16 protein-coding genes and 2 pseudogenes are annotated in these 18,731 nt (G+C 68.5%); 11 read left to right on the top strand and 7 right to left on the bottom strand.

All coding sequences use genetic code 11. The annotated features are described in order from the left end of the window. Positions 1-138: 138 nt before the first annotated feature. The 6 genes and pseudogenes from ACFVXC_RS05445 to ACFVXC_RS05420 all read left to right on the top strand — a co-directional run bounded on the left by ACFVXC_RS05445 (position 139) and on the right by ACFVXC_RS05420 (position 4,780). A complete protein-coding gene (locus ACFVXC_RS05445) occupies positions 139-435 on the top strand; it encodes a hypothetical protein (RefSeq protein ID WP_389901699.1) in 297 nt (98 codons plus the stop codon). A 1-nt stretch (position 436) separates the two neighbouring features. Then, complete coding sequence (locus tag ACFVXC_RS05440; RefSeq protein ID WP_389901697.1) at positions 437-1,336, top strand: hypothetical protein; 900 nt, start codon at positions 437-439, stop codon at positions 1,334-1,336. 382 nt (positions 1,337-1,718) lie between these two features. Beyond that, entirely contained in the window at positions 1,719-2,441 is a 723-nt protein-coding gene (locus tag ACFVXC_RS05435; RefSeq protein WP_389901695.1) for an Lsr2 family protein, read from the top strand. A 117-nt stretch (positions 2,442-2,558) separates the two neighbouring features. Beyond that, positions 2,559-2,906, top strand: a pseudogene (locus ACFVXC_RS05430) (Lsr2 family protein); the annotation flags it as partial. A 759-nt stretch (positions 2,907-3,665) separates the two neighbouring features. Continuing rightward, entirely contained in the window at positions 3,666-4,100 is a 435-nt protein-coding gene (locus ACFVXC_RS05425; protein WP_389901693.1) for a hypothetical protein, read from the top strand. Continuing rightward, positions 4,100-4,780: a hypothetical protein gene (locus tag ACFVXC_RS05420; protein ID WP_389901692.1), complete on the top strand. Its 681-nt coding sequence runs from the start codon at positions 4,100-4,102 to the stop codon at positions 4,778-4,780. The genes ACFVXC_RS05425 and ACFVXC_RS05420 overlap by 1 nt, the downstream gene beginning before the upstream one ends. A 333-nt stretch (positions 4,781-5,113) precedes the next feature. Here ACFVXC_RS05420 and ACFVXC_RS05415 read toward each other — a convergent pair whose 3' ends face one another. The 4 genes and pseudogenes from ACFVXC_RS05415 to ACFVXC_RS05400 all read right to left on the bottom strand — a co-directional run bounded on the left by ACFVXC_RS05415 (position 5,114) and on the right by ACFVXC_RS05400 (position 10,040). Then, positions 5,114-6,832, bottom strand: coding sequence for a recombinase family protein (locus ACFVXC_RS05415; protein ID WP_389901689.1), 1,719 nt, complete (start codon positions 6,830-6,832; stop codon positions 5,114-5,116). A 110-nt stretch (positions 6,833-6,942) separates the two neighbouring features. Continuing rightward, positions 6,943-7,236 (bottom strand): annotated as a pseudogene (locus ACFVXC_RS05410) (nuclear transport factor 2 family protein); the annotation flags it as partial. Then, positions 7,233-8,105 (bottom strand): dihydropteroate synthase, encoded by an 873-nt coding sequence (gene folP / locus ACFVXC_RS05405; protein WP_389901687.1) that lies wholly within the window; start codon positions 8,103-8,105, stop codon positions 7,233-7,235. The pseudogene ACFVXC_RS05410 and the gene folP, both read right to left, overlap by 4 nt. A gap of 30 nt (positions 8,106-8,135) precedes the next feature. Next, positions 8,136-10,040: a phosphatidylglycerol lysyltransferase domain-containing protein gene (locus ACFVXC_RS05400; RefSeq protein WP_389901686.1), complete on the bottom strand. Its 1,905-nt coding sequence runs from the start codon at positions 10,038-10,040 to the stop codon at positions 8,136-8,138. A gap of 187 nt (positions 10,041-10,227) precedes the next feature. Here ACFVXC_RS05400 and ACFVXC_RS05395 point away from each other — a divergent pair, with 187 nt between their 5' ends. Next, entirely contained in the window at positions 10,228-11,346 is a 1,119-nt protein-coding gene (locus tag ACFVXC_RS05395; RefSeq protein WP_389901683.1) for an alpha/beta hydrolase, read from the top strand. Positions 11,347-11,409: 63 nt separating this feature from the next. Here the strand turns inward: ACFVXC_RS05395 and ACFVXC_RS05390 are convergent, their stop codons facing one another. Further along, positions 11,410-12,567 (bottom strand): ABC transporter ATP-binding protein, encoded by a 1,158-nt coding sequence (locus ACFVXC_RS05390; protein ID WP_389901681.1) that lies wholly within the window; start codon positions 12,565-12,567, stop codon positions 11,410-11,412. Between the two features lie 132 nt (positions 12,568-12,699). On the opposite strand from ACFVXC_RS05390, the gene ACFVXC_RS05385 reads away from it, so the two are divergent. The 4 genes from ACFVXC_RS05385 to ACFVXC_RS05370 all read left to right on the top strand — a co-directional run bounded on the left by ACFVXC_RS05385 (position 12,700) and on the right by ACFVXC_RS05370 (position 16,323). After that, positions 12,700-13,428, top strand: a complete 729-nt coding sequence (locus ACFVXC_RS05385) for an ABC transporter permease (protein ID WP_389901679.1) — start codon at positions 12,700-12,702, stop codon at positions 13,426-13,428. After that, complete coding sequence (locus tag ACFVXC_RS05380) at positions 13,425-14,105, top strand: ABC transporter permease (RefSeq protein WP_389901676.1); 681 nt, start codon at positions 13,425-13,427, stop codon at positions 14,103-14,105. Before ACFVXC_RS05385 ends, ACFVXC_RS05380 begins: the two co-directional genes overlap by 4 nt. 65 nt (positions 14,106-14,170) lie before the next feature. Next, positions 14,171-15,151 (top strand): ABC transporter substrate-binding protein, encoded by a 981-nt coding sequence (locus ACFVXC_RS05375; RefSeq protein WP_389901674.1) that lies wholly within the window; start codon positions 14,171-14,173, stop codon positions 15,149-15,151. Between the two features lie 152 nt (positions 15,152-15,303). After that, the gene (locus ACFVXC_RS05370; protein ID WP_389901673.1) at positions 15,304-16,323 is read left to right on the top strand and encodes a hypothetical protein; all 1,020 of its coding nucleotides are present in this window, start codon (positions 15,304-15,306) and stop codon (positions 16,321-16,323) included. 448 nt (positions 16,324-16,771) lie between these two features. Here the strand turns inward: ACFVXC_RS05370 and ACFVXC_RS05365 are convergent, their stop codons facing one another. Further along, positions 16,772-18,115 (bottom strand): PH domain-containing protein, encoded by a 1,344-nt coding sequence (locus tag ACFVXC_RS05365; RefSeq protein WP_389901672.1) that lies wholly within the window; start codon positions 18,113-18,115, stop codon positions 16,772-16,774. After that, positions 18,112-18,675 carry a PH domain-containing protein gene (locus ACFVXC_RS05360; RefSeq protein ID WP_389901670.1) on the bottom strand — a complete coding sequence of 188 codons (564 nt, stop codon included), beginning with the start codon at positions 18,673-18,675 and terminating at the stop codon, positions 18,112-18,114. The genes ACFVXC_RS05365 and ACFVXC_RS05360 overlap by 4 nt, the downstream gene beginning before the upstream one ends. Positions 18,676-18,731: the final 56 nt, after the last annotated feature.

Raw genomic sequence — 18,731 nt, 5'->3', positions numbered from 1 at the left:
TGCGCTCTTCGCCAGCCCATCAGCCCTTCTGGTGGGCTGGAGTGGGATGCAGCCGAAAGTACCCCCGGTGCCACACGCCGGGCCGGGTCATCAGTTGGTCCCTGAGAAAGGTAGAAAATGCCCCGAGGCCGAGACAGTATGAAGTATTTCGATGAAAACGGGACGGAACGCTCCCTTTATGCCAGTGGTGCCAGCCGCCTGGCTTTTGTGAAGGAGCACGCCCCGGTCGGACGGCTTCAGACTCCCGGTAATCGGGTCTGGGCGGTGCAAGACGTCCGGAAAATGGAGGACACCGGCCTTTGGGACGTCGAATGGGTGGAGCCCAATGACGACGCCCGCGAAGGCGGGTGGATTATCACCGGCCTCACCGCATTCGGTCGGATTGTTCTCGATAACTGGAATAAGCGCCAAGCTGCGCGGAATGAGAAGGAATGAAATGTCCGACGACGAGCACGAGCAGGAAATGGCCCGCAACCGCGAGCCGTACCCCTCCGAGCACCGCAAGGCGTACATCGAGAGCCGCCTGACCTACTTCGCCTCGTGCCGGCTCGTGGCCGAAGGCTGGTCGGTGAAGGACAACGCGGACGGCACCGACTGGGACATCTCCTTCACGCTGAGTCTGCCCGACCGGGACGAGGAGGTCGTCACGGGAGACGCGGGCTTCCGTCTCCTGGACACGGGCCGGTTCCTCGGCGCGATCGAGAGCGATCTGCTGGCGGAGGAGCGTCCCGGCGAGGTGGTAGGCCACCGAGGGCACACGCATCACTCCATTCGGCGAGCCGTGGGCGACGCTGAGGAGGAGTACCTGCACGCCGCGATCCTGGGCGGGCAGACCCTGACCGCGCACCTCCTGCACGGCCATGCTGTCCCGCACCTCCAGGTGAGCGTCGACAAGCTGGTGCTGGTCTGGCCGGGCGGGGAGAGCGAGGTCTGCGAGGAGTACACCGAGCGGCTCGTGGACGTGCTCAACATTCGCGCCGAGGCCCGGACCTACGCAGCCGACCTGGGCCTGTCGTTCGACGAAGACGACGAGGCGGCTGAGGTGGAGGACTGGGTCTTCGAGAAGCTGGCCCACTTCGTCGCGCAGGGCTGGATTCTCGCCTGGAGCAACCAGCCCACCAACGGCGCCGGCGCCATCGTCTGGTGGGAGTCCGAGGACCCCGCCGTGAAGCTGCCCACCAGCCCCGACGGCGAGCTGCTCGACTCGGTGGAGGTCATGCCCAAGGGCGTGCACGGCAAGGTCATCGGCTACGAAGAGGTTCACACCGCCGTGCAGTACTTCGAGGACGGCCAGAGGACGGCCCAGCGCCTGGCCGGCCGCCACGACGAAGACTGACGCTGCCTGCTCCGCCTCGGAACGTCCACCATTCCTCCCGACCACGCAAACGCCCTCAGCACATTCCCTTGGCCATGGCACGGAAGTGGTAACGACCTAGCCCGTACAGGCGAGTTGGGGAATGGTGGCAAGGTCATCCGAATGGGTGACGGACATGCCGGTTTGTGCTGCACTTGTCGAGGTGGCCTCCGGAAAATGCGCCACACTGTGCTGCGGAGCGTGCGCGGGTGCGCGGCATATGCGGGTTCAGCGCCCCATGGTTCTGCCTTTTACACGCTCGGGCATGAATTCGCCAAGAAACAGTTCAAGACAAGGGTCTGCTGGGTGTTGCCCGCTACAGTTCGGGCCCAGGCATAAGGTCGTTCGCCTTGGAGGAAGAGACATGGCGCAGACAGTCCGGGTTCGGCTGGTCGATGATCTGGACGGTGGTGAGGCGCATGAGACCGTCACCTTCTCGTTCGAGGGGAAACCCAGAGAAATCGAACTGTCTCACGAAAACGCGGTGAAGTTCAGGCGGTTCATGCAGCCGTACATGGACGCGAGCCGTCCCGCCAGGGCGGACAACATCGCGGCGAAGGGTGCTCCTGCCGCGCCGGCGAAGAGTGCCCCCGTTCCGCAGACCCTGACCCAGGCCCAGCAACGGGAGGAAGCCGCGTCCATCCGGGAGTGGTGTGAAAAGCACCATCTGCCGGTCAATAAACTCGGCCGTATCCCGACCAATACGCGCAGAGCGTGGGAGCAGCACACTCAGCGCAACGATCGTTCCCTGCTGGACGCGCTGCTGGAGAAGGCGGGCGTCGATACAAATATGCCCCCAGCAATTACGAACAAGGTCGTGTCCATCGACCAGAGCAAGCACACGGTCGAGGCACAGCTTGAACGCCGTGCTCGCGCCGTCGGCAAGCTCTCGCCACCGCAGGAGAAACTCCTAAGAGAAGCCTGTGAGGGCGACAGCACGAGAACTCCCGAGGACGCGGCTGAGCGCAGCAGCTACAAAGCTCTCGTGCGGCGCGGCTTCATGGACGAAGAATCGGAGGACACCTTCCAAGTGACCGATGTCGGCCGTACCTGGGTGCGTCTGCACCAGACCGCTCTCTCTGCCTAACGCACGACGGGGCCTGCATCTCCCTTCTCGGAAGCAGGCCCCGCACGCCCTCGACCGAAAGCCTGCGACCCCGCCCCATGGCGGGGTCTTTCTCATGCCCAGAAACAGGAGCCCACCATGCAGAAAGTCCTCATCACCCTCGTCGACGACCTCGACCCCACCGGCGAGACCGCAGCCGACGAGACCGTGTCCTTCGCCCTCGACGGCATGGCCTACGCGATCGACCTCAGCGCCAAGAACGCTGACGAACTGCGCGCCCTCCTCAAGCCGTTCGTCCAGGCCGGCCGGCGCACCGGGAAGACCTCCACCGCGACCAAGCGCAGCACTGCACCCGCCGTGGCCCGCAGCACCGCGAAGGGCGCCGGCGACACCGCCGCCATCCGAAGCTGGGCCGAGGCCCAGCGTCTCATCGCGCCGGGCAAGCGCGGACGGCTCAGCAAGCAAGTCATCGACATGTACAACCGCCGGTCGATCCCGCGCCAGGACGAAGAGGCCGCTAGAGAGCCCGAGTTCACCGCTCCGCAGTACGACACCGCCGCCGTGCAGACTGCGCTCCAGGCGGCCAAGGAAAAGGCCGCGAGTGCCCCGCGACGCCCGCTGAGCGCCGCGCGCACCGAGGACTCCGACATCGCCGGTGAGCCCGCCGATGCACCGCCGACGGACGCGGCTGAGGCCGCAGCTCAGGAGCACTACGAGCAGATCACCCAACACGACAGCATCACCGGCGAGTTGGCGAAGACCGCCGCCTGGAAGAACCGGACCGCCAGCGGCAACTCGCGCACCGACAAGGTCGAGCAGTGGTCGCTCGTCGAGCGCATCGAGGCGCTGAACGACTTCAACGTCCGCGTGCTGCACGACCTCGTCACCGACACCCGCAACAAGCAGGGCGCCATCTCCGGGCTCAAGACGAGCGCAGGGCGGCTTCAGAACCTGGAGTTTATCCAGCACGATCCGGGTACTCGCGACGGTTGGCAGCTCACACGGTTCGGCCGCTACGCATACGAGGTGCGTAGCTCGCAGAGGGCTTGAACCGTGGCCAATACAAGCGCAAAGTGTGAACGCTCAGTGAAGCCCGTTGTCAGCCGACTGCGGGCTACGCCTATGTGCGCACAGGATTCACCCGTTCGAGTGGCGCCTAAACATTTCTCACAATCACGTTCCTGACGGCTCGTTTTGAACGCTAGTTTGTCCAGAACGAATTTGGACCGCCACAAGGAGTGACCGGTGGAAGAGCATGTCACCGACGCAGAGGTCTACGCGTACATGGACAACATCCCCGCCGCGCTAGCGGAGTGCGCTGCCGCCAAGCATGACTTCAAGCCGCACGACTGGCACGGCTGGAACGCCAACGGACGCGCCGTCAAGAACCCCCGCAACGCTGTCGCCCTCGACGTCACCGAACGCTGCAAGCAGTGCGGACTGAAGCGCCACTTCACCATCACCGCCAACCAGGGTCGCCCCATCGACTGCACCACGTTCACCTACAGCGAGCGCAACCCGCTCATCACCAGCCCCCACGGCGTATCCGAGACCGGTGTCAGCGTCCGCCGCGAGATGCGCATCAACAACGTGTACGGCCGCATCCTCACCGCACCCATCGAACTCCGGCAGCCCAGCAGTAAGAGTGGCAAGTCCGGGAAAGCCCGGGGCGCTGCCTGATGGCCAAGTCGATCATTGATGTCACGACCTGCGACTGGCATGCGGCACTCCCTGGGGCGCCCGCTGTGCAGGCGAGCGAGGAACGTCTCCTGGGCCAGGACAAGAAGGTCGACCTGTGCGACCCGTGCTCGTGGCTCTTCGACCTCTTCTACCTGCGCCGCAGCGACATCCTTCCCATGCTCCAGGCCGACGTCCTCGACGCCTTCTACCGTTCGGCGCGCGAAGCGAACCCGAAGCCCACGCGCCGTGCTCCTGCGCAACTCGCCCTGGCTTCCGAGGAATCGCAGCCGCCGGCCGATGCAGAGCCCAAGGCCAGCGGTACGCGGAAGCAGGCGAAGCCAGGTGCCTGGAAGGAGGATGTCGTCCAGGTTCGATGCCCGCTCCCGCACCGCAAGGGCCACCCCCGCAAGTACTGGGTGGAGCTGCGCAACCGGACCGGCCACGCCAAGAGCCACGTCAAGGACAACGGCGAGGTCTACGAAGGGCCGGAGGTCGCCTTCGAACTCCAAGAGGGCAGGGAGTTCACGCACTTCTGCACCGAGCACGCCGTGTGTGCCAACAGCGGAGGCTACGGCTTCCTCGGTGAGGACGGCCTGCGGGCCCACCTCGCCAAGTCCCAGAGCTGGCAGCCAGCCAGCCAGGAGGAGAAGGATGCAGCAGAAACGCGCAAGGCCGCATAGCTCCTCTGCCCTTCCATAAGCGACCCCCGGACGGCCCTGACCTCGCCGCCGGGGGTTTCCCATGTCCGGGGCCTGTGCTGGTCCGTTCGTGTGAGGCGGCAACAGTTCCCGAGGAATTCCCGCCGCATCCATCCGAGGGGTGAAGCAGGACCATTTGGTTGACGCTGCCCATTTATATATTTACTCGGAAAATCACGCCCCTAATCTGCCGATATGGCAGCTATCGGACGTGCCCTCGGAACCCCGACAGCCCAGCACCCCACCGAGGCGGAATGCTGGGCCGACTTCTGGGAGGTCATCGGGGAAGCCGCGTACCGGATCTGGTGCGAGGACTCACGCAGCAGCGACGACGGGGGTCTGCTCGTCGATGATGCGGTCCCAGTCGACCCGCCGGCCCGGGACGAGCTTCTCTGACGCAGGCGCCCACTTCGGAACGATCTCCAGGCGGTTGCGCTGCTTCCCCGGCGTCTTCACGATCACGATGTGGTCGATGATGACCCCCAGGGCCCGGCGCCGCTCCTCGTGCGTCATCCGGTCCCAGACCTTGAGGAAACCCTGGAAGGCTTCCTTCGGCGGCACGCTGTTGCTGGAGACCGAGTCCCGCAAGATCAACAGCCGCTGCTCCACGACCCGGAGATCTGCCTGCTTCTCCTCGGTCCTCTTCTTCACGGCCTCCCTGGAGAGCACGCCGTCGAGGAGGGCATCGGCCAGCGTCAGCAGCTCACCCTTCAGCTTCTTCTTCTGCGCCTCCGCTTCCTTGAGTGCCTCGGCGTCCACGTTCACGCGGGTCTGCCGCTGCATCGCCAGCGCCGCCTGCTCCTCGCCCTTGGCGCGTGCCGTGACCCATTTGACGATCTGCTTCTCGGCCATCGAGAGGCGGATGGTGACCCCCTCACACTCTCCCGTCTGGTTCTCGCACGAGCACCGGAAGGTGACAGCGGGAGGTTTTCCGGAGAACGTGGCGCCCATCGACGCGAGACAGCGCGTCAACTTCTTGGTCCCGTCCTTCTGCGGCTTCTCGCGGTAATTGCCGCACCGCATGAGAGAGGAGACGGAGTACTTCGGCGTGCTCGTGCGGGTGTCGGGCTTCGACTGCTTCCGGCGGCGCTGGACGTACCGCATCCACGTGCCGAGCGAGATGATGCGTTTGTGCGCCCCGCGCTTCCAGGACATCCAATCCCAGGGGCCGCGTCCCTCCGCCTCGTAGGCGTCGATGCGGATGAGTCCCGCAGCGAATCCGGAGTCCATCGACTGCTTCAGGCTCGTGGCCGAGATGCGGTTGCCATAGATGGACCGCACGCCCTTCGCGGCGAGCTGCTTCGCCAATGTCGGGAAGTTCACGCCCTTCACATACTGCTTGTACGCCTCCGCGTAGTGCTTGGCCACCTTCTCGTCGGGCTGGTGGATTCCGAGGCACGTCTTGCAGTGTTCGTAGGAGCGCTCGTTCGTCTCGCTCCGCCGGCAGTCCGGGCAGCGTCCATATCCCAGGACCGGCCGGCCGAAGTGGGGACGATGCCGATCGTGCCGGTTCTCCGCCGCACGAGCCCAGCCCTCCCCGATTTTCATGCTCGCGTGCTCGTCCATGTTCATGAAGTGGTTCATGATCATGAGGCCGTCGGCCGTCGTGGGGTCGATCGGCTGGGTGGCGGAAATGAGGACACCGCCGGCGCCGTACAGCTCGCGGACGTGTGCCCGTGACTCTTCGAGGTTTCGGCCCCACCGGCTGGTCTCCAGCACGATGATGCAGTTGATTTCGCCGCGCCGGATCATCTCGATGATTTCCATGACCTTGCGCTCATGGAAGCTGCGGCCCGACTCATCGACGTCGTAGATGACCTCTGGGCCCACCAGCTCGACGCCGCGAATCTGGGCGGCGGCCTTACCGGTGCTCACCTGGATTTCGGGGCTTTCCATCTTCTGGCGCCCCATGCTCACGCGGACGTAGATAACGCCGCGCAGCGCTTCCTTTCCGAGCTGTGCTCGGCTCCAGGCCCGGATCTTGATCTCGTTCTTGCGGCTGATCTTGTTCCTGTTGGCGACGTCCGTGACCATGGCTTCCCTCCTGGGGTCAGCGTCCGCCTGGTCGTCGCAGGAGGGTTCGTGCCGCGCCGAGGAGGCGTCGGAACCACCCGCCCAGACGTACGCTATGACCGCATCTTGGCGTTCGCCATGATCAGCGCGTACGACCTGAGGACCTCGCCGCGGCCCGTGAGGACGGGCCAGCCGGGGTGGACGCAGGAGATCGCGGCTTCGTCGCCGTCCTCCGCGATGTCCTCGTCGTCCCGGCCGTCGAGGTCGTCCGGATCGGAGCCGTCGGCGGGGCCCGCCGGTCGCGGTGCCGTGTCCGCGTCCAGCCAGAGGTCGGAGAGCTCGTCGAAGTCGCCGCGCTCCAGTGCTTCGTAGAAGGCCGTGTTGGCCGCTTCGACCTGTTCCGCGTCGGTCTTGGCCCGGGTCACCGAGAACCGCCCGCCGCGCCGGCCACGGCGTGTGCGACGCGGACGGCGTCGGCGGTGGCCCGCACCTCGTGCACCCGGACGGCCCAGGCGCCCTGGTGGGCGGCGATGGCGGAGACGGCGGCGGTGGCCGCGTCGCGCTCGCGGGCGGGCGGCGGAGCGCCCTCGGGGCCCGCGAGGACGCGGCCGAGGAAGCGCTTGCGGGACGCGGCGACCAGGATCGGGTGGCCGAGCTCACGGAGGCGGTCCAGGCGGGCCAGGAGCGCCAGGTCGTGCTCGACGTCCTTGGAGAAGCCGAGGCCCGGGTCGACGACGATGCGCTCGGGGGCGATGCCGCCCTCGATGGCGGCCTGCACGCGCGCGTGGAGCTCGTCGACGACTTCGGAGACCACGTCTTCGTAGACGGGCTTGGCGTGGATGTCGGTGAGGAAGCCGCGCCAGTGCATCACCACGAAGGGCGCCCCCGCGGCGGCGACCGCGGGGACCATGCGCGCGTCGGCGAGGCCTCCGCTGACGTCGTTCACCAGGACGGCGCCCGCGGCGAGCGCCTGTTCGGCGACGGTGGCGCGCATCGTGTCCACGGACACCGTCACGCCCTCGGACGCGAGGCCCCGCACGACGGGGACCACGCGCCGCAGCTCTTCGTCCTCGTCGACGCGCGGGGCGCCGGGACGGGTCGACTCACCGCCCACGTCGACCAGGTCGGCACCCTGGGCGACCAGGTCGATGCCGTGCTTGACGGCCGCCGTGGTGTCGAACCAGCGGCCCCCGTCGGAGAAGGAGTCGGGGGTGACGTTCACGACCCCCATGACCGCACAGCGGCCCCACTCCGGCAGCCCTTCGACCGTTCCCCGCCCGCGCAACGTACTCATGCCTCCAGCCTAGGCCCGTACGGGCGGGCTCTATGCCGCCCGGACCTCGTGCTCTGCCGCTCCGTGCGGGCAGGGGCGGCGCTGTGCGCTCCCCCGGCGCAGGAAGCGGGGCAGCGCGAGGGTGACGAAGCCCTCGGCCTGCATGGCCGCGAAACCGATGCGGGGGAGGTCCTTGGAGGAGCGGTAGACGACGAAGCGGGGCTCCCAGCGGGGGCGGAACTTCGCGTTGAACTTGTACAGGGACTCGATCTGGAACCAGCGCGACAGGAAGACGAGCAGGCCGCGCCAGGCGCGGAGTACAGGGCCCGCGCCGATCTTCTCGCCGCGCGCGAGTGCCGCGCGGAACATCGCGAAGTTGAGCGAGACCCGGGCGATGCCGAGCTTGGGGGAGGCCTGGAGGGCGGCCACGATGAGCAGCTCGTTCATACCGGGGTCGGCCGAGCGGTCGCGGCGCATGAGGTCCAGGGAGACACCGTCCTTGCCCCAGGGGACGAAGTGCAGGACGGCCTTGAGGTCTCCGTAGGGACCCGGTTCGTCGTCCGCCCACCCGTCTCCCAGCACCGCCCTGCCTGAGTCGCTTCGCGCCGCCCCCTCGATTCTGTGGGCGGTCGCGATCAGACAGTCGCCGTCGTCGGGGTCGCCGATGCGGCCCAGTGCCATGGAGAAGCCGCGTTCGGTGTCGGTGCCGCGCCAGTCGTCGGCAGCGCGCTGTACCCGCTCCAGTTCGCGCTCCCCCAGGTCACGCACGCGCCGTACCCGCGTCTCGTAGCCATTGCGCTCGATCCGCTTGACCATCTGGCGTACGTTGCGCATCGCACGCCCGGACAGGGAGAAATCCGCGACATCCACCACCGCCTCGTCGCCCAGTTCGAGGGCGTCCAGGCCGGTCTCCCGGGTCCAGACCTCGCCGCCCGTCTCGGAGCAGCCCATGACGGCGGGCGTCCAGGAGTGGGCCTTCGCCTCGTCCATGAAGCGCTCGATCGCGCCGGGCCAGGCCTCCACGTCGCCGATCGGATCACCGCTTGCGAGCATCACTCCGGAGACGACGCGGTAGGTGACCGCCGCCTTGCCGCTGGGGGAGAAGACGGCCCCCTTGTCGCGGCGGAGCGCGAAGTGGCCGAGCGAGTCGCGTGCGCCGTGCTTGTCGAGCAGGGCACGCAGCTTCGTCTCGTCGTCCTCGGTGAGGCGCGCGGCCGGGTGTTCGGGGCGGAAGGCCAGATAGATGGTGGTGATCGCGGTGAGCAGGCCCAGGGCGCCCAGGGAGTAGGCGACGGTCCAGGACGTCCGTCCGTAGTAGTCGACCGGGCCCTCCAGGCCGAACAGGCCGTACAGGACGTGCGCGAGGCGGTCCGTGATGCTCGGGTCGCCGACGACCCTGCCCGGGTGGACGCTGACGATCACCAGGCCGAGGACGATGGAACCGGCCCCGAGGAGCACGAAGTTGGCGAGCGCCCGCCAGCGGCTGCGCGGGTCGGGCAGCGCGGCGAACTCACGCGGGTGGCGCAGCAGCAGCGCGAGGAGCGCGAGCGAGATCAGTACGCCGATGACCGAGTGCCGGTAGGCGAACTGGGCCACGGCGCCTGCCGGGAGCAGCACCACGGCGGCCCGCCAGGCCCGCCGTTTGCGGCGGCGCAGGCCGTGCGCGAGCAGCAGCAGGAGCACACCCGTGCTGAGCGCGAGCGCGGCGGCGAAGGGGCCGAGCGCGCCGGGCAGGACCTCGGCGATAGCGTGCATCCGGCTGTTGCGGAAGCGCGGGAAGACACCGGCCGCGACATTCAGCAGGCCCACGAGCGTGCAGGCGCGGGCGACGATGGTCGGTACGGCCTCGGGGCGGGGGCCGCGGAGCAGCCGTCCGAGTCTGCCGGCACGGAGCCCGCCGGTACGGCGCCGACCTTCGGGGCGGCTGCCCTCACTCTCCGGAACCCCGCCCGACATTTCCGCATCTATCCTGACAGACATCGCATCCCGTGGTTCTGCGAGAGAGCTTTAATCCGGCACCAAAACGGCATCCGGCGACATTGCGCCCTCTAGGACGGTCCTTCCGGGAATCGGGTTCACTCCCAACCGGAAAACCATAGAAAAAGAACAACGGAACAGGCAGAAAGCGTAGGCAGAACACCCCATGGGTCTGACGAGCAAAGCGGTCCTCGCGTTGGCGGTTCTCCTCGCCGTCGTGCTGTTCATCGGCACGGTATGGCTCTGGCCGCGCCTGGCCAGGCGGTCCTGGCGGGCCGTCACCGGCCGTATCGGACTCCTCATCGCCACGCAGCTGGCGATCTTCGCCTCGGTCGGTCTCGCCACCAACCAGGCCTTCGGCTTCTACGCCACGTGGGCGGATCTCTTCGGCCAGGAGACGAGCCCCGGTGTCGTCGTCGACCACGATCCCGCCAAGGGCGGGACACCCGTCGACGTGCGCAGCACCCGGCCCGTGAACGTGCCCGGCGGCGACAGGCCGTCGACCGCCGGTCAGATCCAGAAGGTCGTCGTCAGCGGGAAGGAGTCGGACATAGCGAGCCCCGCGTACGTCTACCTTCCGCCCGAGTACTTCCAGCCGCAGTACAAGGACCGCAGGTTCCCGGTGTCCGTGGTCCTGACCGGCTACCCCGGCACCGCCGAGGCCCTGGTCAAGGGTCTGCACTACCCGCAGACCGCCCATCTCCTCGCCAAGCGCGGCCGGATGCAGCCGATGATTCTGGTGATGATGCGGCCCACCGTGGCGCCGCCGCGGGACACCGAGTGCGTGGACGTCCCCGGTGGTCCGCAGGCGGAGACGTTCTTCGCCAAGGACCTGCCCGCCGCCATCTCCGCGCACTACAGGGCGGGCCGGACCGCGGGCAGCTGGGGCGCCATCGGCGACTCCACGGGTGGCTACTGCGCCCTGAAGCTCGCTGTGCACCACCCCGGCGTGTACGCGGCGGGGGCGGGCCTCTCCGCGTACTACAAGGCGCCGATCGACGTCACCACCGGTGACCTCTTCCAGGGCGACAAGGAGTTGGAGCGGCGTGCCGACCTCATGTGGTACCTCGACCACATGCCGCCGCCCAAGACGTCTCTCCTTGTCACCACCAGCAAACAAGGAGAGGACAACTACAAGGACACCAAGGCGTTCATCGGCCAGGTGAAGTCGCCGACCCGGGTCTCGTCCATCACGCTCGACAGCGGCGGGCACAACTTCAACACGTGGCGCCGTGAGATCCCCGCGACGCTGGAGTGGATCAGCGGGCGGCTGAACGTCAAGTAGGCCGCGGGCCGCCGAGCAGGCGGCCGAACGCCAATCGGATGGCCAGCTTCCGGTTGTCGGGCTTCAGCTCTTGCCGATGGCCGTGATGGTCTCCAACTCGACATCGCCGCGCGCGATGTCGCGCGCGTCCGCCGCCGTCGACCTGCGCAGCGCCTCGTGCAGCCGGGCCGGGGTCAGGATGCCGAGGAAGCGGCCCTCGCTGTCCTTGTCGATGACCGCGATCCAGCCCGCGTCGTGCTGGAGCATCGTCGCGAACGCCTGCTTCAGGGTCGCGCCCACCGGCAGCCACGCCTCCATGCGGCGCGCGTGGTCCCTGACCGTCCCCGGGCCGCCGTGCGCGTGCTCGGCGGAGATCCAGCCGTGCAGGTTGTTCTCGCCGTCGAGGACCACGGCCCAGCGGGCTTCGAGCTTCGCGGGCAGCGGGTCGTCCAGGTGCAGGACGGGCGGCTGCTCCAGGTCGCCCTCCTCGATGGGCGTCACGGAGAGGCGCTTGAGGCCGCGGTCCGCGCCGACGAAGTCCGCCACGTAGCCGTTCGCCGGTGCGCCAAGGATCGTCGACGGGGTGTCGAACTGCTCGATGCGGCCGTTTCCGTAGACGGCCATGCGGTCGCCGAGGCGGACCGCCTCCTCGATGTCGTGCGTGACGAAGAGCACGGTCTTGCGGACGGCCTGCTGAAGGCGGAGGAACTCGTTCTGCAGGTGCTCGCGCACCACGGGGTCGACGGCGCCGAACGGCTCGTCCATCAGGAGCACGGGCGGATCGGCCGCGAGCGCGCGGGCCACACCGACACGCTGACGCTGGCCCCCGGAGAGCTGCTCGGGGTAGCGGTCGCCGAAGGTCGCGGGGTCGAGGCCGACCAGGTCGAGGAGTTCGGCGGCACGCTCGCGGGCCTTGGCGCGCTTCACGCCGAGGAGATGCGGGACGGTCGCCGTGTTCTCCAGGACCGTTTTGTGCGGGAAGAGACCGACTTGCTGGATGACATAGCCGATACGGCGCCGGAGTTGGACCGGGTCGATGGTCGATATGTCATCGTCCTCGACGAATATCCGGCCCTCGCTCGGCTCGATGAGACGGTTCACCATCTTCATCGTCGTCGTCTTGCCACAGCCCGACGGGCCGACGAGCGTGACCAGTTCGCCTTCGTTGACCTCGAAGGACAGGTCGTCGACGGCCGTGGTGCCGTCCTCGTACCGCTTGGTGACGTGCTCGAACCGGATCATGATTCCCCATTGTTGCGGGCGATATGTAAAGCCCATGTTGCGCCAGTACGACGAGTCTCGGTGATTGTCAGTGCTGCGCGTTAAGGTCGCCAGACGGCCTCAGAAATCGGGACTCGGGGGGAGTGGGGCGCGATGAGCGAGCAGAACTGTCTGGTGACGAACGACTGGATCTGCGGGGAGTACGTGCGCTCACGCAGCCAGGAATTGATCGACGCCACCGTGCAGCACGTGGGCATCACGGCCGCCTCGGTGGCCATCGGCGTCGCCGTCTCGCTGCCGCTCGCGCTGCTCGCGCGGCGCTGGCGCTTCCTCGCGGGCCCGATCCTCGGCCTGACGACCGTGCTTTACACGGTTCCCTCGCTCGCGATGTTCTCGCTCCTGCTGCCCTTCTTCGGGCTCTCGGCCTCGCTTGTCGTCACGGGCCTCGTGCTGTACTCCCTGACGATCCTGGTGCGGAACATCCTGGCGGGGCTCCAGGCCGTGCCGGAGGAGGCGCGGGACGCGGCCAAGGGCATGGGGTACGGCCCGCTGCGGCTGCTGTGGGAGGTCGAGCTGCCGCTCGCGCTCCCCGCACTGCTCGCCGGCGTCCGCATCACCACGGTCGCGACGGTGGCGCTGACGACCGTGGGGGCGATCGTCGACTACGGAGGCCTTGGTTCGCTCATCCTCGACGGCCTCGACACGACCTTCAAGGCGCAGGTGCTCACCGCCTCCGCGCTCTGCGTGCTGCTCGCCGTCGTCGCCGACCTGCTCCTCCTCGCCCTTCAGCGGTGGCTGACGCCCTGGACGCGCGTCCACCGCATACGTACGAAGCGTTCCGCCCGCGCGAAGCGCCCGGCCAAGGTGGCTGAACCTGCATGAACGCGATATCCGGCGCGTACGACTGGCTGACCACGGACGCCAACTGGCAGGGCGAGAAGGGGGTGTGGCACCGGCTCGCCGAGCACCTCTACTTCAGCGGTGTCTGCCTCGCCGTCGCGTGTGTGATCGCGCTGCCCATCGCCCTGTACCTCGGTCACATCGGCAAGGGCGGCGCCGTCGCGGTGAACATCTCGAACATCGGCCGTGCGGTGCCGACGCTCGCGGTGCTCGTGCTGCTCACGCTCACCCCGCTCGGCGAGCACGGGGACATACCGACGCTGATCGCGCTCGTGCTCTTCGCGGTGCCGCCGCTCCTGACCAACGCCTACATCGGGATGAGCGAGGTCGACCGGTCGGTGGTGGAGGCCGCGCGTGGCATGGGCATGAGCGGCCGCCAGCTGTTCGCGCGGGTCGAGCTGCCCCTCGCGTACCCACTGATCATGACCGGAGTCCGGTCCGCCGGCGTGCAGGTCGTCGCCACGGCGACGCTGGCCGCCATGGCGGGCGAGGGGGGCCTCGGGCGGATCATCACAGCCGGGTTCAACTTGCAGAACACGCCCCAGGTGGTGGCGGGAGCGCTCCTTGTGGCGCTGCTCGCGCTCTTCGTGGAGGTGGTGCTTGTCGTGGTGGGGAAGGTCTTCAATCCCATGCGCGGGCGCTCGGGGGTCGCGCAGTGATCTTCGAGCGGCATCGAGCGGCAGTTTCCAGTGTTTCCAAAGGCTTTCGAAATGGTGGTTCACCGATGAACAGCACAACGCGTCGCGCGCGACGGATGGCAGGGGCGGCCGTGGCCGTCGTGGCGCTGAGCGCGGGGCTCACCGCGTGCGGCGGTGACAGCCTGGAGAAGGGCGGCAAGGGCGGTGACAGCGCGGGCGATTCGGGCGGCAAGGGCAAGATCGTGGTCGGCTCCGCCCGTTTCACCGAGCAGAAGGTGCTCGCCGAGCTCTACGTGGGAGTGCTGGAGAACGCCGGGTACGACGCCGAGGTCAAGACCGTCCAGAACCGCGAGGTCTACGAACCCGAGCTGAAGAAGGGTGCGATCGATGTCGCTCCCGAATACGCGGCGACGCTCGCGGAGTTCCTCAACCTCGGCAAGAACGGCCCGAAGGCGAAGCCGGTCGCCTCGAATGATGTGGACGCCACGGTGACCGAGCTGAAGAAGCTCGCCGAACCGCTCGGCCTGAAGATCCTTCCGGTCGGTGAGGCGGTCGACCAGAACGCGTTCGCGGTGAGCAGGAAATACGCGAAGGAGCACAACCTCAAGACGCTTTCCGATCTTGGTAAGTCCGGCGAGAAGGTCAAGATCGCCGCGAGTGACGAATGCGAGTCGCGGCCGTTCTGCGCTCCGGGGCTGAAGAAGAAGTACGGCATCGACGTCTCGGGAATCGATCCCAAGGGCGTCGGCACCACGCAGTCCAAGCAGGCCGTCAAGAACGGCACGGACCAGCTGGTGCTGACCACGACCACCGACGCGACGCTCGACAGCTTCGGCCTTGTGGCCCTTGAGGACGACAAGAAGCTGCAGAACGCCGACAACATCCTTCCGGTGGTGAACGCCAAGGACGCGGGCGGCAAGGCGATAGCCGACGCGCTCGGGAAGCTGACCAAGACGCTGACGACGGAAGATCTCGCGGAACTCGACCGGAAGGTCGATGTGGAGCGGCAGAAGGAAGCCGATGTCGCCAAGGAGTATCTGGAGTCGAAGGGATTGATCAAGAAGTAGCGCGGCCGAAGGCGGCATCCTCGAAGTGGCTCGGCCGAAAATGGAGTTGAGTGGCCGAAGAGGAGCGACAAGAGGGAGGAGTCGGCACTGTGGCGTTGTCATTTTGGCGGGCGGGGCACCAGAGTTCGCCCACGCGCGGTAAGTTTCTGGCCATGCCACGTGGACGTCACCGCCATTCCCCACCCTTGCACAGGCTGCTTCCTCCCTCGACGGTCGCAAGCCTCTCTCTTGTCTGCGCCGGTGGCGCCTGGCTGTTCGCGGAACCCGTTGTGCTCCGCGGCCTGGTCGCCGCCGCGGCGGCGGCGACCGTCGTGGGCTCGGTCGTCATGCGCCGCTGGGACCTGGCGGCGGGCAGACGCGTCGCCGAGCTCGAGCGCGGCCGCAAGAGCGACGAGTGGCGTTACGAGGAACGCATAGCCGAGTGCGAGTCCGATCTCGACGAGTCCCGCGAGCTGCGGGGCCGCCTGGAGACGAAGCTGCGGTCCAAGCGGGCCGAGCTGGCCGCCCTGCGCAACGAACACGCGGCGCTGCTGCGGCGGTACGCGACCGCGGAGACCGAGCGGGCGAGCGCCCTTGAGGGGCGGCGCCTCCTCGCCATCGAGGCGTCCGCTCCGGTGCGGGCGTTGCCTCCGGCGCCGGTCAGGGAGCAGACACCGGTTCCAGCGCGGACCCAGGCCCGTGCCGAGGCACCGGCTCCCGTCGTGCGCCCGGGGGCGATCGCGCCTCCGTCGTTGTACGAGCGGGCGAACACGGCGCTCGACCGCATGACACCGAAACCTTCCCGCGACGGTGCGGCTTCCCGCCGCGGTGCGGACGGGGACGAAGCGCGGGGGAAGTCCGGGGCGGCCGAGGGGTACGGCGGGCATGAGCGCGCGGTCGCCGTCGCGCCGCCCGCGCAGAGGCTTCGTCCGTCCGTCCAGGGAGGCTTCGACTTCTTCGGTACGAAGAGCGAGGCGAGCGCCGGTGCGCTTGAGTCCGTACAGAACGTGGACCTCGCCGACGTGGTGGGCGAGGAGGCACTCGCCGTGCACAAGGCGGAGGCCGAGGCGGAGTTCAAGAGGGCGCCCGAAGGCGATGCCGAGCGGGGCGTGGGTCAGGTCATCGACCTGACGGCACATGACGAGACCGAGCAGATCGATGTGGCGGAGCTGCGGACCGCTCTGCGGGCGTAAGCGGGCCCTGCGGGGCTTTCCCCGATCCCGCCCCCTTCCCGAAACCGGGGCTCTCCCCGATCCCGCCGCTTCCCGAGACCGGGGCTCCGCCCCAGACCCCCGAGACCGGGGCTCCGCCCCAGACCCCCGAGACCGGGGCTCCGCCCCAGACCCATGAGACCGGGGCTCTGCCCCAGACCCATGAGACCGGGGCTCTGCCCCAGACCCATGAGACCGGGGCTCCGCCCCAGACCCATGAGACCGGGGCTCCGCCCCAGACCCCTGAGACCGGGGCTCCGCCCCAGACCCCTGAGACCGGGGCTCCGCCCCAGACCCCTGAGACCGGGGCTCCGCCCCAGACCCATGAGACCGGGGCTCCGCCCCAGACCCCCGAGACCAGACCTCCGCCCCAGACCCCGTACAAGATGGCCTCAAACGCCGGCCGGGCTGAAATCTGCAGCCCCTCCCGTCACGCCATCCACCGGTCGGGCCGCGCCGTCCTGCGCCCCGTACGGGACCTCTCCGCCTGCGCGGACAGCAGCGCGGCCCCCTCCCCGGCGGGACGCAACCGCGCCGTCACCGTCTTGTTCGCCCCGGTGTCCACCTGTACGTCCGCCACCCCCTTGAAGCGCTCCCAAGGCCCCTGCGTGAGCCGAACGCTCTGCACCTTCGCGTGCGGCACCAGGGACAGGCGCCGCCGCAACAGGCCGTGCCGCGCCGCGAACACCGTGTCCGTCACCGCGAGGCCGTACCCCTTCCACCACACGGGAAGGCACCACGCGGCCCGCGCGGGAGGGCGGATGAGCTCGGACGCGGCCGGTACCCGGACGCCCGGCAGGATGCGCGCGATCACGGATTCCGCGACCTCCCGCGGCGCGACAGGGACCAGGACGCCGTTGGACGAGCCCGCCACATCCAGTTCGACCCGCACCCATCCGCGCCGCCGCCACAGCCACGGCTCCACGACGCGCACCGTCTGCACCCGTCCCGGAGGCACCGTCTCGTGCGCCTTGTCGAGCAGCCCGTGGTCGATGCGCAGGCCGTCGGGGGACTCGCCCACCTTCCAGTCGTACTCCGCGATGAACCGCCCCACGCTGCTGGCGAACGCGCCGCCCAGCATGGGAAGTCCGGTCGCGACGACCGTCCACAGATTGTGGGTGGCGAACCACAGGAAGGGCGGCACGATCAGCGCGGCGACGAGCATGCCCCACGTCGTGCCGGTCAGGAGCAGGGAGATCGCGAGCATGCGCGGCTGTACGTGCACCAGGTTGTCGACCGGCGCCTCACCGACCTCACGGGCCGCCTCGGGCGCGAAACCGGCCGCTCGCGCGAGGAGTTCGGCCCGCAGGACGGAGGCCTCTTCCTGGCCCAGATAGGCCAGTTCGTCCTTCTTCTCCGCCCCGACGACATCCAGCTTGAGCTTGGCGACGCCCGCTATGCGGGCCGCGAGCGGCTGCGTCACGTCCACGGCCTGGAGCCGGTCGAGCCGGATGTGCGCGGTGCGCCGGAAGATCAGCCCCGTGCGGATGCGCAGTTCGGTGTCGGTGACGGCGAAGTGCGTGAACCACCAGCTCATGAAGCCGTAGAGGGCGCCGCCCAGGAGCACGACGGCGATCCCGGCGAGGATCTGGGTCACGGGGAGCTCGGACACCCGGCGCTGTGTGCCGCTCGGGTCGTGCACCGCGAGGCCCACGAGGACCGCCACCGGCGCCCAGGCCCTGCGCAGGGGCGTGACGGGGTGCAGACGCCGTTCTCGTACGTGCTCGGCACCCGGGGCTGTCTCTTCCCCCGTCACCTCCTGTACGCCGCTCACAGCCCCGCCGAGCGGGCCTCGCCCAGCTCGGTGAGCCGGTCGCGCAGGCGCTCGGCCTCCTCGGGGATGAGGCCGGGGATCCGGGCGTCCGTGGCGGCGGCCGCCGTGTGCAGCTGCACGCTGGCCAGGCCGAAGTGCCGCTCCACGGGACCCGATGTCACCTCGACGAGCTGCATGCGGCCGTACGGGACGATCGTCTCCTCGCGCCAGAGCACGCCCCGGCTGATCAGGAGGTCGTCGGCCCGTTCCGCGTACCGCCAGGAGCGCCAGTTGCGCCCCAGCATCGGCCAGCCCCAGGCCACGAAGGCCAGCGGAAGGGCCGCGAAGGCCGCCCACACGGGCCCGGCGAAGATCCCCAGGAGCACTCCGACGGCCACCGCGAGCGGCACGAACCACACCACGAGGAGCAGTCGCCGCATGCGCAGCAGCCCTCGTGGCAGCCCGGTCCACACCGGCTCCGCCTCCGACTGTCCCGGCTGTCCCGACTGTCCCGGCTGTCCCGGCTGTCCCGGCTGTGCCGACTCCGCGGGCTGTGCCGGCCGTGCCGTCCCCGTGTCCATGCCTCAAGCGTACGTAGCCGAGGTGACAGTCGCGTAGGAGCGCGCGTACGAGAGAA

It is taken from the genome of Streptomyces sp. NPDC058257 (assembly GCF_042881845.1).
In the GTDB taxonomy this organism is placed as follows: domain Bacteria; phylum Actinomycetota; class Actinomycetes; order Streptomycetales; family Streptomycetaceae; genus Streptomyces.
The sequence above is the reverse complement of the archived record's forward strand: the minus strand, read 5'-3'. Positions and strand labels throughout refer to the sequence as shown.

Coding starts and splice junctions, on each gene's coding strand:
- folP (WP_389901687.1), bottom strand. CDS start 8,105: ATGAGTACGTTGCGCGGGCGGGGAACGGTCGAAGGGCTGCCGGAGTGG.
- ACFVXC_RS05445 (WP_389901699.1), top strand. CDS start 139: ATGAAGTATTTCGATGAAAACGGGACGGAACGCTCCCTTTATGCCAGT.
- ACFVXC_RS05375 (WP_389901674.1), top strand. CDS start 14,171: ATGAACAGCACAACGCGTCGCGCGCGACGGATGGCAGGGGCGGCCGTG.
- ACFVXC_RS05420 (WP_389901692.1), top strand. CDS start 4,100: ATGGCCAAGTCGATCATTGATGTCACGACCTGCGACTGGCATGCGGCA.
- ACFVXC_RS05380 (WP_389901676.1), top strand. CDS start 13,425: ATGAACGCGATATCCGGCGCGTACGACTGGCTGACCACGGACGCCAAC.
- ACFVXC_RS05360 (WP_389901670.1), bottom strand. CDS start 18,675: ATGGACACGGGGACGGCACGGCCGGCACAGCCCGCGGAGTCGGCACAG.
- ACFVXC_RS05440 (WP_389901697.1), top strand. CDS start 437: ATGTCCGACGACGAGCACGAGCAGGAAATGGCCCGCAACCGCGAGCCG.
- ACFVXC_RS05395 (WP_389901683.1), top strand. CDS start 10,228: ATGGGTCTGACGAGCAAAGCGGTCCTCGCGTTGGCGGTTCTCCTCGCC.
- ACFVXC_RS05400 (WP_389901686.1), bottom strand. CDS start 10,040: ATGTCGGGCGGGGTTCCGGAGAGTGAGGGCAGCCGCCCCGAAGGTCGG.
- ACFVXC_RS05370 (WP_389901673.1), top strand. CDS start 15,304: ATGCCACGTGGACGTCACCGCCATTCCCCACCCTTGCACAGGCTGCTT.
- ACFVXC_RS05390 (WP_389901681.1), bottom strand. CDS start 12,567: ATGATCCGGTTCGAGCACGTCACCAAGCGGTACGAGGACGGCACCACG.
- ACFVXC_RS05435 (WP_389901695.1), top strand. CDS start 1,719: ATGGCGCAGACAGTCCGGGTTCGGCTGGTCGATGATCTGGACGGTGGT.
- ACFVXC_RS05415 (WP_389901689.1), bottom strand. CDS start 6,832: ATGGTCACGGACGTCGCCAACAGGAACAAGATCAGCCGCAAGAACGAG.
- ACFVXC_RS05385 (WP_389901679.1), top strand. CDS start 12,700: ATGAGCGAGCAGAACTGTCTGGTGACGAACGACTGGATCTGCGGGGAG.